An 11,923-nucleotide genomic window follows, 5' to 3' on the forward strand; every position below is an offset into this window, starting at 1 on the left:
CAGCATCTCGGTGGCAGGCGAGCGGTGCCGTTTGCGCGCGGTGCAGTGCGCGGCACGTGGCCTGGTCAGCATGGCAGGGCAAGCAATCCGGGCGCGGTCGGTGCCATGAGCCTGCAGGTGGCGCAGCTCAATCTGCTGCCGACTCCCGCCGGCCTGACTGCCGAGCAGGTGTTCGCGCAGTGGCCATCGCTGGCCGATATCGCCGAGGCCGTCGCCAGCGCCGGGGTGCGCGTATCGGTGGTCCAGGCTTCTGCACTGAACCTGCGGCTCACTCGCCAGGGCGTGGATTACCGCTTCGTCGAGCTGGGCGCGCGCGGCAGTGCGCAGCGCGCCGGTCTGCTTGCTGCGATGCTGCGCGAGATCGGCGCCGATGTGATCCACATCCACGGCCTGGAATTTGCCGGCGATGCGCGCCGTCTCGCGCGCCTGCTGCCGCAGATGCCGATCCTGCTGCAGGATCACGCCAACCGCCCGCCGCACTGGTGGGCCCGCAGTGTGTGGCGCCTTCGCTACGCGGCCGCCGCCGGGATCGCGTTCACCGCGCAGGAGATGGCGCAGCCGTTCGTCCAGGCGCGCCTGTTCAAGGCGAAGACGCAGCTGTTTGCGGTTCCCGAATCGAGCAGCCGCTTTTCGCCGGGCGATCGCCTGCAGGCACGCGAGCAGACCTGTCTGCATGGCGACCCCTGCGTGTTGTGGGTCGGGCACCTGAGCGCGGCCAAGGATCCGTTGTGTGTGCTCGATGCCATCGCCATGGCCGCCCGCGTGTTGCCCGGGTTGCGGTTGTGGTGCGTGTTCGACCAGGCGCCGTTGCTGGAGCAGGTACGGCAGCGTCTGCGCGCCGATCCGCTGCTTGCACGCTGCGTGCAGCTGCTGGGCAGGGTGCCGCATGCCCGCGTGGAAACCCTGTTGCGTGCCTGCGACCTGTTCGTCTCCGCCAGCCACGCGGAGAGCTGCGGTTATGCCGCGGTGGAAGCCTATGCCTGCGGCACGTTGCCGCTACTGACCGATATCCCGTCCTTCCGTGCGCTCAGCGATGGCGGGGCGGTCGGCGCGTTGTGGCCGGTCGGCGATGCCTCGGCCCTGGCGGACCTGCTGCTGCGCGTCGTCCGGCAACGCCCCGATCGCGCACAGGTGCGCGCGCATTTCGATGCACGGCTGTCGTTTGCCGCCGTGGGGCAGCGCTGGAAGCGAGCGTACACCCAGCTGCTGGCCGCCGCGCCGAGGCGAACCGCATGAAACTGGCCCTGGTGGTTCCGGGCGGCGTGGACCGCAGCGGCGAGGTCCGCGTGATCCCGGTGTTCCTGACCCTGATCGAATGGCTGGCGCGCCAGCATCAGGTGCATGTGTTCGTGCTGCATCAGGAGCCGCTGCCCGGCACCTGGGCGTTGCGTGGTGCCACTGTGCACAACATCGGCGCGCGCCGCACCCGCACGCGTGCGATCGCCGCCATTGTCGACGAACATCGTCGTGCTCCGTTCGATGTGATCCAGGCCATCTTTTCCGGCTATTGCGGTCTGGTCGCCGTCGCCGCGGCAAAGCTGTTGCGGCGTCCAAGCGTGGTGCATATCGCCGGTGGTGAGCTGGTCGCGTTGCATGGCATCGGCTACGGTGGCCGGCGACGTTGGCGCGGGCGCCTGCGCGAAGCGGTGATCCTGCGCCTGGCCGACCGCGTCACCGCGGCCAGCGCGCCCATTCTCGCGTCGCTGCAGGCGCTCGGTATCCACGCGCAGCGGGTGCCGTTGGGCGTGGATCTGCGTGCCTGGCCGCCGGCCGCGCCACGTGCACGCACGGGCGGCATCGCCCGCTTGCTGCATGTGGCCAGCCTCAATCCGGTCAAGGACCAGACCACCTTGCTGCAGGCAATGGCAGCGCTCAAACGCGCCGAGGTCGCCTTTACCCTAGACATGGTCGGCGTCGATACGCTGGATGGCGCCATGCAACGCCTGGTGCAACAGCTGGGCCTGGGCGCGCAGGTGCGTTTTCTCGGTTTCAAGACCCAGCGCGAGCTGCGCCCGATCATGCAATCGGCCGACCTGCTGGTGCTGTCGTCCCTGCACGAAGCCGGACCGCTGGTGCTGCTGGAAGCGGCGGTCGCCGGTGTGCCCACCGTCGGCACCGCGGTCGGGCACCTGGTCGAATGGGCGCCGGTGTGCGCACTCGCGGTGCCGCCGGGCGACTGGGCCGGGCTGGCAGAAGCCGTCCGCCAGGTCTTGGCCGACGACGAGCTGCGCTTGCGCCTGGCCTGGGCAGCGCAATGCCGCGCGGTCCGCGAGGACGCGGCGTTGACCACGCGGCTGTTCGAGCAGCTGTATCGGCACCTGTGCGAGGCGCGGCTGCTGCGCTGACTGCGGCGCAATGACGCAGATCGCATCAGCCGCAAGGCAACGCGCGGTGCAGCAACGAGGCTGCCAAACAAAACGTGGGGACGTGATCGCAACGGTGATCGGCTGCACAAGCGCCAGCCTGCGCGAGCGCTATGCCGCGCTGGCCGATTCGGTCAACGAGTTGAAGGCCGAGGACGCCTGCTGCGGGCCTGCGATCGCCAACAAAGCTGCTGCGAGCAGCCGATAGCTGGGTGCAGGCAGCGCGCCCGGACTCGGACGCTGCGGCGGACACCTGCCGACTCCGGGCAGGCCGTGCCGACCTGATGCTGAGCGCAGCAGCGGTGTCCGCCGCGCTCAGGCCGGCTGCAGATAGCCGTCCAGCGCTGCACGCACCACATACAGCATGTCGGTGCGCGGCACCGGCCGGGTCAGGCGCGTCATCACCCGGCGCAGCTGGGTCTGCCGTACCCAGGGCTGGCCCTGGAGCCACAACTGGGTCTGCAGCATGTCCGCCCGTTCCTTGCGGCTCTCGGCCGTCGGCACCACGCGATTGCGCAGGTACTGTCGCGCCTCGCCCAGCGAGCGTGACCATTCGATGCCGGGCAGGGCCGACAACCACAGGTTGGAGCACGAGGCACTGGTCAGGGTCTGGCGGGCCGCACGCATGCGCAGCACGCGCGGGCAACCGGCCTGCAGCCGCGCCATCACCGCCGGCGGCACCACGCTGCGGTAATAGCGTTGCAGCAGCAGCAGCGGCGGCAGCGCCCACCACGGCGCCACGGCCGGGTCGTCCCACAACTGGTCCCAGTCACGCGGCCCCATGCGCGTGGCCAGCAGTGCCAGGTCATGCAGATGCATCAGGCGGATGCTGCGGTGGCAGATGCCGCCGGCCGCATGCAGTAGCAGATGGCACATCAGCGCGCCGACCGACGGGTAGGGATTCAATCCCGGCTGCGGTCGCTCGGGCAGGATGCACGCGGTGATGTCCACGCTGCGCAGCGGCAGACGTTCCTGGATGCGGGTATGCAGCTCGAGATTGATCGGCGCATCGCGATGCTCGCCCAGTCCCGCCACCGCCTCGCCATGCAGCGGCTTGAACACCTGGTGCTTCCATTGTTCGAAGCAGGCCACGTAACCGAGTTCGCACAGCAGCGCCGCCGCCGCGGGCGCATCTTCCGGCGCCACCAGCAGATCGATGTCGGCCATTGGGCGATCACCGGGCAGATAGACACCGAGCCGATGCAAGGCGGTGCCCTTGAGGCCGACCAGGGCGATGCCGGCCGCACGCGCTGCCGCGTCGATGCGGGCCAGCAACAGCGCGATGCGCCGATGACGGTCTTCGACATGGCTGCGTTGCTCGCGCAGGAACGCGGTCCAGTCGGCGTCCTGCCACAACGAGCGGCGTTGCAGCAGCGGCGACACGCCATGCGCTGCAGCCGCTGCCGCAGCCAGTTGCCATTGCAGCCGGTCCCACTGCGGCACCGCTGCGCCGGGCTGCGCCAACTCCCTGGCCAGCCGTTCGGTGGCCGTGCGCAGGCCGTGCTTGATGGTGCGAAGGGAAGGCTGCATGCGGCTGTGATCCGAAGGGCGAGGTAAGGGGGGGAAGCGAGGTCGGCGCCTTGCGCGCTAGCCGACCAGCACGCTGGCAAGCTGGCGCGGTTGGCGTTCGGCAGCGCCGGCAAGCGGCGCGGTGCGATGCTGCCGTTCGCTGGCGATCAAGGCGGACCAGCGCGCTTCCAGCGTCTGCGAGGCCTGCGCAAATGCATCGGCACCCAGCGTGGCGCGCGCCTGCTGCAGGTCGACCTGGGTATGCAGCAGGTCGCGCACGCTGCGGTAGAACTCCGAGTCGTAGGCGCCATGGAACATCATCGCCAGGTCGTCGCTGTCCTGCCAATGGGTCTTGCCGCCCAGCTGGTTCTTCACTTCCTCGTAGAACTTGGTGCCGGGCAGCGGGTAGGACACGCTGACGCCGATGATGTCCGGGTTGGCCTGCGTCACCAGTGCGCGCGTGGCCAGGATGTCTTCGAGTTCTTCGCCCAGGTAGCCGAGTTGAATGAAGAAGCCCACACGGATGCCGTGCGCGCCCAGGCGCTGGCGTGCGGCGATCACCTCGCCAACCTCGGTGCCCTTGGTCATCCTGTCCAGGATGCGCTGGCTGCCGCTTTCGGCACCCAGCCAGGCCTCGGCGCAGCCGGCGCGCGCAAGCGCAGCGGCCATGCGCTCGCTGGCCAGGTCGGCACGGGTCTGGATGGTGAACGGGATCGCGCCATCGGCCTCGCTCAGGCGCTGCGCAAAGGTTTCCACCCAATCGATATGGAAGCCGAAGATGTCATCGGCCATCCACAGGTGATCGGGCTGGAAGCTGCGCTTGAGATGAATCATTTCGGCAGCCACGTCGTCCGCAGCGCGGCGCGTGTAGTGATTGCCCCAGATCGGTTTGGCGCACCAGTTGCAGCGAAACGGGCAGCCCCGCGAAGCGGCCATGTTCAGGCTGAAATAGCCGTGCCGTTGCTGCCAGAAACGCCGATAGCGCGGCATGTCGACCAGGTCCCAGGCCGGCAGGCCGCTCAGGCGCGCGTCCGGTGGTTGCGCGCCGGGATGCGCGCGCGTGGCGGCAGGTTGCGCGGTGGCGAGACGTGCCACGCCGGCCAGCCAGGCGTCGCCGTCGATGTCCGGATCGGCTTCCAGCCGTTCCATCAGCGTAAGCAGCGGTGCGATCCCTTCGCCGACCAGCACCGCATGCGCGCCGGCGTCCAGGAACACGTCCGGGTTGTCGGACGCATCGGAGCCGGCGACCAGCACGCGGCTACCGGCGGCCCGTGCCTGCGCGATCATGCGGCAGGCGGCCTCGCGCATCCGGCTCAGGCACATCTTGGTGAGGAAGTTGAAGTTGTCTTCGTAGAACACCACCACATCCGGCTGCGCCTGGTGCAACGCGCCGTCATACTCCTGCACGTCCTCGGCCAGCATCGCGTCGAACAGGCTCAGGGCATGGCCACGTTCGCGCAGCAACGCCGCGACCTGCAGCGTCGCCAGCGGTGGATAGGGTTTGCCGCGCTCCCATTGCTTGGGGTCGTAACGCAGGAAATACGAATGACTGACCTGGATCTTTAGCATCTGCACAAGGCTCTCGTTCTGTCGCCAGGTGGACGCAGCGGTGGCGTGCGCAGACACCGGCATTCGGCTCGGCAGTAGGTGCGGATGCAGGCCGCTTTGGTTGTGCGGATGCGCGCCCGGTTGCCGACTCGCGTCGGGTATGCGTGTCGATGCCGGCCAGGCAACCTTTCCCTTGCCGATCGGCACATACCGGCTGATCGATGCAATGGATGGAACGGCATGCCGCAGTCGGCTGCGTTGGCGCAACTCCTGCCGGTGGGCGATGACACACGCTCCGGCACGCCGGATGCAACGGCAGCGGCAGCAGATCCCTTTGGCGAACATCGGCCGCGCCGGCATGGCGTGCGCCGGCAAATCCTCGGCGCGCTGTTTCACTTCGAAAGCGACAGCGAGGCGCTGCTGGCGTTGGTGGACCACGCCTACGCGGGCCTGCCCGCGCATCGCTTGCCGGGTGCGCCGGAGTTTCATGTCACGCTGGATCTGGTGGCGCGCGGGTACGCGCCACCCGGCGCAGAACCGCCACCGGTGCGCACCCATGCCAGCGGCGGCCTGCTGTGTGGCGTCATGGATGCCTGCAACTACCTGATGCTGTCGGTGCCCGCGCGCCGGGCCATGCTGGTGGTCTCCGACGACATGCTCGCCCACGCCTATCACGTGCGGTATGAGCTGATCGAATTTGCCGTGTTCCTGCTGGCCGCGCGCGGCATGGGCCTGGTGCCCCTGCATGGCGCATGCGTGGGCCGGCACGGACGCAGCGTGCTGTTGCTCGGTGCCAGCGGCGCCGGCAAATCGACCCTGGCGCTGCACAGCCTGTTGCATGGCCTGGACTTCATCGCCGAAGACGGCGTGTTCGTGGCGCCGGAGAGCCTGCTCACCACCGGCGTGGCCAACTTTCTGCACCTGCGCGCCGGCGCGCTGGGCCTGGTCGACGCGCAGACCCGCGCCTGGATCAGCGCCTCGCCGACCATCCGGCGCCGCAGCGGCGTGGAAAAGTTCGAGATCGATATTCGCCACGGCCGCGCGCAGCCGGCGCGCGCGCCCCTGCCGTTGTCTGCGGTGGTGATGCTGTCGGCGACGCCGGCGAGCGATCCCGCGCAGTTGCTGCTGGCGATGCCGGCCGAACGCATTGCCGATTGCCTGGCAGGCGATCAGCCGTATGCGGCAAGTCAACCGGGCTGGCCGCGCTTTGTCGAGCAGGTGCAGCGCATCGGCATGTTCACGTTGCGCCGCGGTTTGCATCCGCAGGCCTCGCTGCGCGCGCTGCTGCAGGTGTTGCGGTGAGCGCATGCGCGCGGCCGCCGCGCGGCGGCGTCTGCAGGGTCAACGCCATGCGGCATGCCGCATGCCACCGTGCGCCCCACACGTGACTGAGATACGCGCCGCTGCAGAGCGCAGGCCCATGCGCGCGATGTGGCGCGATTTCGTCGGCACGCTGGTGCCGGCGGACGTGCCGACCATCGCGCTCTACGTCGGCGTATCGCTGCTTGCCGCACTGGCCGGCAGCCTCGTCGCGGTCAGCCTGGTGCCGCTGGTGCAGCCCGGGCACGCCGTCCGCCTGGCCGGCTACGCGCTCGCCTTACCGCACGGCCCGGCGATGCAGGTGGCGCTGTTCGTGGCTGTGAGCCTGGTGTTTGCCGCACTGCGTTGGCATGGCGCAGGGCTGGCCGCGCGGCTGACCAGCCGCTACGCGATCGGGCTGCGCCAGCGCGTACATGCCGCCTTGATCGATGCGCCGCTGCCTGCGCTGTCCGGCGCCAGCTCGGCGGAAATCGCCAATGTGCTGACCTACAACATCGAAATCGCCACCCAGGGCTTCGGTGCGGCATTGCAGCTGCTGGTGGCCGGCATGACCGCCCTGGTGAGCCTCTGCATCGCGGTCATGATCGCGCCTGCATTGCTGCTGGCGGCGCCGTTGCTGCTGGGGCTGGCGTGGCTGGGCCTGCGCATCTCCAGCAGCGACAAACAGGCGCGCATCAGCCGCGATTATGTGGCCGACATGACGCAGCTGTTCTGGTTGAGCGAAGACTTCCCGCGTCGCTTGCGGCATGTGCGCTCGTTCCAGCGCGAAGCGCTGGAAACGCGCCATTACGAACGCATTTCCGCACGGCTGGGGCAGGGCTATGCGCAGCAGCAGGCGCTGGTGGCAGGCAGCCGGCTGCTGCTGGAAGCCACCGCGGTGGCGGCAATCGCCGCCATCCTGGTGCTGGCCAACCTCTGGCAGGGCGCGGACCGCGCTGCGCTGATCACCGTCAGCCTGCTGCTCGGGCGCCTGCTGCCGTATCTGGTCAGCACCCGCCAGAGCGTGCAGCAACTGCGCTCGGCCTGGCCGGCGTTGCAGTTGTGGCGGCGCTATGTGGCGCTGGGCGCGCCCCGCGCGCGCACGGCGGCCGCGCCGGCAGCACCGCTGCCGGCAGCCGTGCATCTGGAACACATCGGCCTGGCGCCGCCGTTGCCCAGGCTCGATCTCGCGCCGATGCTGCTGCTGCCCGGCGAACTGACCCTGGTGGTCGGGCCCTCCGGCGTCGGCAAGAGCAGCCTGATGGACGTGCTCTCGGGTCAGACTGCGCCGGCGCAGTTCACCGCGCACATGGGCGGGCGCCGGCTGGATTTCGCCGCGTATCGCGCCCTGGTACGGCATGGCGCCTACCTCGGCCAGGGCGTGCGGCCGTGGCAGCGCACGGTCCGCGCGTGTCTGGACTGGGCGTTGCCCGGCGCTCCCGATGCGCGCATGTGGGAGGTGCTGGGCGACGTCGGCCTGAGCGCGCGTCTGCGGCGCGACGGGCAAGGCCTGGACAGCCCGATCAACGGCCAGGACGGGCGGCTGTCCGGCGGCGAGTCGCAGCGCCTGCTGCTGGCCCAGGTGCTGTTGCGCCAGCCGGCCCTGGCGGTATTGGACGAGGCCACCAGCGCACTGGATGCAGAGGCCGAACAGCAGCTGTTGTGCATGCTGCGGCAACGCCTGCCGCAGACCGTGCTGGTGGTGGTCTCGCATCGCACCAGCCTGGCGGCGGTGGCCGATCGCACGGTAGCCCTGGGCGTTGCGCCTGCCGCGCAGCCCGCCGTCCACGGTGATGCGCTTGCAAGCTCAGGCGCGTAATACCACCTGGCTGGGTTGGGTCGGCACCACGCTCAACCGGCAATCTCTTCCAGCGCACGGTTGCGCGTGCGCGGGCCGAACAGCGCGATCACGCCGGCCACGATCGACATGCTGACCACGATGAAGGCCAGTACGCCATGGCTGCCGACCTGGGCGAGCAGCCAGCCGATCAGCACGCTGCTTACCGCCGTGGAAAGGCGGCTGAAGGAATAGCAAAAGCCCACTGCCCGCGCGCGCAGCCCGGTGGGGAACAGCTCGGCCTGATAGCCGTGATAGGCAAAGCTCATCCAGGCGTTGCAGAACGCAATCATCGCCCCGCACACCACCATGCCGATTGCCTGGTGCTGCTGCGAAAACAGCACGCCAAACAGCACCGCGCCCAGCGCCGATGCGGTGATCTGCCATTTGTTCTCCCAGCGCTGCGCAAAGCGCAGCAACAGCAGCGGCGCAAGCGGGTAGGCCAGCGAAATGGCGAAGGAATAGCCCAGGCTCTTGGTCACGCCGGTGCTTTGCGCCGAGATCAGGGCCGGCAGCCAGTTGCCGAAGCCGAAAAAGCCGATCGCCTGAAAGATGTGGAACACCACCAGCATGCCGATGCGCCCGCGATGGGGCGCCCGCCATAGCGCCGCGGTCTGCACGCCGCCGGCCGGCGAGGGGACAGGCAACTGCGGTGCATCCAGGGGCGCGCCCAGATCGCGCGCGCAGCGCGCTTCGAGCTGGCTCAGCAGCGCATCGGCGTCGGCATGGCGTCCCTGCGCTGCCAGCCAGCGCGCCGATTCCGGCAAACGGCTGCGCAGCCACCAGATCGCCAGCGCAAACACCCCGCTCAGCAACACCACCCAGCGCCATCCGCTCACCCCCAGCGGTGCATGCGGCACCAGCAGCCAGGCGGTCAGCGCCACTGCAGGCACCGCCAGAAACTGCACGAAGAATGCAAACGCGAACGCGGCGCTGCGCATATGCCGCGGCACCAGCTCGGACAGGTAGGTGTCGATGGTGACCAGCTCGATGCCCAGGCCGATCCCGACCACCAGGCGCAGCACGATGACACCGGTGGCGGTGTCCTGCAGGCCCATTGCCACGGTCGCGGCGGTGTACCAGACCAGGGCGAAGGTGAACACCGGCCGGCGCCCGAAGCGGTCGGCGAACGGGCTCAACAGGGCAGCGCCGATAAACAGCCCCAGAAACGTCGCCGCCGCAAACGCAGCCTGGTCGGACATGCCGAATGCGCCATCGGCACCGCTGGCAAAGATGCCGTCGCGGATCAGCCCGGGGCTGATGTAGGCGGTCTGGAACAGGTCGTACAACTCGAAAAAACCGCCCAGCGCGAGCAGGCCGACCAGCCGCCACAGGGTGGCGCTGGCCGGTAGCCGGTCGATCCGCGCGGCGATGTGCAGGGTGTCCGAAGCGGGGTCAAGCGGAGCGGTCGAAGCCATCGTCATGCAGGCGCTGCCAGTGCGGTGACCATCATAGCCAGCAACGGTGTCACCCGACGCCCATGCTTCGTGGCCTGGCAACTGCATTCGCAGGCGAGCCAACGCGCGCAACACACCGACAGCCATCGCGCGTAGCCGTAAGCCCCTCCCACCGGGGCGAATGCATGGCTTGCGCGCTGTTGCGCGCGTGCGTTGCGGTGCCGGTGCAACGAAGTGCGGGCCTGGGCACGGAGCGTGGGAATGGCCAGTTGCAGATCCTCCCGTTGTTCGACCACTGGAATGCTGTAATCCCCCCAGCGCCACCTGGGCAGGTGGCAAAGTCGCCTGGCCAGCCCCATCTCTTGCACATCATTCATTCCCCGGAGTCATCCGATGACGCCCATTTCCGTGCTCGACCTGGCGCCGGTCTGCGAAGGCAGCGACACCACCCATGCCTTCGCCAACATGCTCGATCTGGCCCAGCACGCCGAGCGCTGGGGCTACCAGCGTTACTGGCTGGCCGAGCACCACAACATGCCGGGCATCGCCAGCGCCGCCACCGCGGTGCTGATCGGCCACGTCGCCGGCGGCACCAAGACCATCCGCGTCGGTGCCGGCGGCATCATGCTGCCCAACCATGCGCCGCTGCAGGTGGCCGAACAGTTCGGCACGCTGGCCTCGCTGTATCCGCAGCGCATCGACCTGGGCCTGGGCCGCGCGCCCGGCACCGACCAGCCGACCGCGCGCGCCCTGCGTCGCTATTTCGACAGCGCGGACCATTTTCCGCAGGACGTGGCCGAGCTGTTGCGCTACTTCGCGCCTGCCGTGCCGGGGCAACTGGTGCAGGCAGTGCCGGGCGCCGGACTCGACGTGCCGGTATGGCTGCTGGGCTCCAGCCTGTTCAGTGCGCGGCTGGCCGCAGCGATGGGCCTGTCGTTCGCGTTTGCTTCGCACTTCGCGCCCGATGCGATGGACGAGGCGGTGGCGATTTACCGCCGCGAGTTCCGCCCGTCCGCGCAGTTGGCCAAGCCGCACGTGATGCTGGCCTTGAACGTGGTGGCCGCGGAGACCGAAGCGCAGGCACGCCGCCTGTTCACCACCCAGCAGCAGAGTTTCGTCAACCTGCGCCGCGGCAAGCCGGGCAAGATTCCCGCGCCGATCGACGACATCGACAGCTTCTGGCAGCCGCACGAACGTGCCGGCGTGGAGCGTGCGCTGGCCTGCACGGTGCTGGGCGATGCCGAGCAGATCGCGCGGGGCGTGGCCGAGTTCATCGAGCGCCATACGCCGGACGAGTTGCTGTTCACCGCCAACATCTACGACCATGCCGCGCGTCTGCGTTCGTTCGAAATCGCCGCAATGGCCTGCCGCGAGCTGGACGTGACTCCTGCGTGATTCACGTCGCTTTGCGCGGCGATCCGCTCAGATGCATGCACCTCCATTGGGAAGACCAGCATGCAATTTCAGGAACGCAGCGAGAGCATCAAGCAGTTGGCGGAATTGATCCGCGGCGTGGACATCGCGATGTTCACGACCGTGTCTGCCGACGGCAAGCTGGTGAGCCGGCCGTTGGGCACGCAGGAAGTCGAATTCGATGGCGACCTGTGGTTCGCCACCGCCGCCGACAGCCCGAAGGTGGCCGAAATCGCTGCCGACTCGCGCGTCAACGTGGCCTATGCCTCGGCCTCGAAGAACAGCTACGTGTCGGTCGCCGGCACCGCGCGCGTGGTCGATGACCGCGCCAAGATCGAGCAGCTGTGGTCGCCGGCGATGAAGGTGTTTTTCCCCGGTGGCAAGGATGACCCCAATCTGCGCCTGATCCATGTGCGTGCCGAATCGGCCGAGTACTGGGACGGCCCGAGCGGGCTGCTGGGCAAGGCGCTGTACTTCGTGATGACGGCAGTCACCGACGACACGGGCAGCCTGTCCGACAACCGTGTGGTGGACCTGAAGTAACGGCGACGATCATG

At 68.8% G+C, this 11,923-nt stretch carries 10 protein-coding genes; 7 read left to right on the top strand and 3 right to left on the bottom strand.

The window, feature by feature from the left end; genetic code table 11:
• The first annotated feature begins 105 nt into the window (after positions 1-105).
• Genes H7A87_RS08750 through H7A87_RS08760 form a run of 3 tightly spaced genes read left to right on the top strand, consistent with a single transcriptional unit; the run spans position 106 to position 2,571 of the window.
• Positions 106-1,236, top strand: a complete 1,131-nt coding sequence (locus tag H7A87_RS08750; protein ID WP_119128388.1) for a glycosyltransferase family 4 protein — start codon at positions 106-108, stop codon at positions 1,234-1,236.
• Complete coding sequence (locus tag H7A87_RS08755) at positions 1,233-2,345, top strand: glycosyltransferase family 4 protein (protein ID WP_115676768.1); 1,113 nt, start codon at positions 1,233-1,235, stop codon at positions 2,343-2,345. The genes H7A87_RS08750 and H7A87_RS08755 overlap by 4 nt, the downstream gene beginning before the upstream one ends.
• A gap of 10 nt (positions 2,346-2,355) precedes the next feature.
• A complete protein-coding gene (locus H7A87_RS08760; RefSeq protein ID WP_147295433.1) occupies positions 2,356-2,571 on the top strand; it encodes a hypothetical protein in 216 nt (71 codons plus the stop codon).
• 107 nt (positions 2,572-2,678) lie between these two features.
• Here H7A87_RS08760 and H7A87_RS08765 read toward each other — a convergent pair whose 3' ends face one another.
• Together H7A87_RS08765 and H7A87_RS08770 are read right to left on the bottom strand one after the other, a co-directional pair.
• The gene (locus H7A87_RS08765; RefSeq protein ID WP_115676769.1) at positions 2,679-3,893 is read right to left on the bottom strand and encodes a nucleotidyltransferase family protein; all 1,215 of its coding nucleotides are present in this window, start codon (positions 3,891-3,893) and stop codon (positions 2,679-2,681) included.
• Positions 3,894-3,950: 57 nt separating this feature from the next.
• Positions 3,951-5,504: a radical SAM protein gene (locus H7A87_RS08770; protein ID WP_115676770.1), complete on the bottom strand. Its 1,554-nt coding sequence runs from the start codon at positions 5,502-5,504 to the stop codon at positions 3,951-3,953.
• Between the two features lie 156 nt (positions 5,505-5,660).
• Here H7A87_RS08770 and H7A87_RS08775 point away from each other — a divergent pair, with 156 nt between their 5' ends.
• Both H7A87_RS08775 and H7A87_RS08780 read left to right on the top strand, forming a co-directional pair.
• Entirely contained in the window at positions 5,661-6,722 is a 1,062-nt protein-coding gene (locus tag H7A87_RS08775) for a serine kinase (protein WP_119128389.1), read from the top strand.
• A gap of 118 nt (positions 6,723-6,840) precedes the next feature.
• Positions 6,841-8,538 (top strand): ABC transporter ATP-binding protein, encoded by a 1,698-nt coding sequence (locus H7A87_RS08780; RefSeq protein ID WP_180496949.1) that lies wholly within the window; start codon positions 6,841-6,843, stop codon positions 8,536-8,538.
• A gap of 32 nt (positions 8,539-8,570) precedes the next feature.
• Here H7A87_RS08780 and H7A87_RS08785 read toward each other — a convergent pair whose 3' ends face one another.
• A complete protein-coding gene (locus H7A87_RS08785; RefSeq protein ID WP_180496950.1) occupies positions 8,571-9,980 on the bottom strand; it encodes an MFS transporter in 1,410 nt (469 codons plus the stop codon).
• A 366-nt stretch (positions 9,981-10,346) separates the two neighbouring features.
• Here H7A87_RS08785 and H7A87_RS08790 point away from each other — a divergent pair, with 366 nt between their 5' ends.
• Together H7A87_RS08790 and H7A87_RS08795 are read left to right on the top strand one after the other, a co-directional pair.
• Positions 10,347-11,348, top strand: a complete 1,002-nt coding sequence (locus tag H7A87_RS08790) for an LLM class flavin-dependent oxidoreductase (protein WP_104582876.1) — start codon at positions 10,347-10,349, stop codon at positions 11,346-11,348.
• Positions 11,349-11,408: 60 nt separating this feature from the next.
• Positions 11,409-11,909 carry a pyridoxamine 5'-phosphate oxidase family protein gene (locus tag H7A87_RS08795; protein ID WP_119128390.1) on the top strand — a complete coding sequence of 167 codons (501 nt, stop codon included), beginning with the start codon at positions 11,409-11,411 and terminating at the stop codon, positions 11,907-11,909.
• Positions 11,910-11,923 lie beyond the last annotated feature (14 nt).

Origin of the sequence: Xanthomonas sp. CPBF 426, assembly GCF_903989465.1 — a bacterium.
Taxonomy (GTDB): domain Bacteria; phylum Pseudomonadota; class Gammaproteobacteria; order Xanthomonadales; family Xanthomonadaceae; genus Xanthomonas; species Xanthomonas euroxanthea.

Bases quoted from the DNA above. Each gene is read 5' to 3' on its own strand.
- H7A87_RS08750 (WP_119128388.1), top strand. From the start codon at position 106: ATGAGCCTGCAGGTGGCGCAGCTCAATCTGCTGCCGACTCCCGCCGGC.
- H7A87_RS08755 (WP_115676768.1), top strand. From the start codon at position 1,233: ATGAAACTGGCCCTGGTGGTTCCGGGCGGCGTGGACCGCAGCGGCGAG.
- H7A87_RS08760 (WP_147295433.1), top strand. From the start codon at position 2,356: ATGACGCAGATCGCATCAGCCGCAAGGCAACGCGCGGTGCAGCAACGA.
- H7A87_RS08765 (WP_115676769.1), bottom strand. From the start codon at position 3,893: ATGCAGCCTTCCCTTCGCACCATCAAGCACGGCCTGCGCACGGCCACC.
- H7A87_RS08770 (WP_115676770.1), bottom strand. From the start codon at position 5,504: ATGCCGGTGTCTGCGCACGCCACCGCTGCGTCCACCTGGCGACAGAAC.
- H7A87_RS08775 (WP_119128389.1), top strand. From the start codon at position 5,661: ATGCCGCAGTCGGCTGCGTTGGCGCAACTCCTGCCGGTGGGCGATGAC.
- H7A87_RS08780 (WP_180496949.1), top strand. From the start codon at position 6,841: ATGCGCGCGATGTGGCGCGATTTCGTCGGCACGCTGGTGCCGGCGGAC.
- H7A87_RS08785 (WP_180496950.1), bottom strand. From the start codon at position 9,980: ATGACGATGGCTTCGACCGCTCCGCTTGACCCCGCTTCGGACACCCTG.
- H7A87_RS08790 (WP_104582876.1), top strand. From the start codon at position 10,347: ATGACGCCCATTTCCGTGCTCGACCTGGCGCCGGTCTGCGAAGGCAGC.
- H7A87_RS08795 (WP_119128390.1), top strand. From the start codon at position 11,409: ATGCAATTTCAGGAACGCAGCGAGAGCATCAAGCAGTTGGCGGAATTG.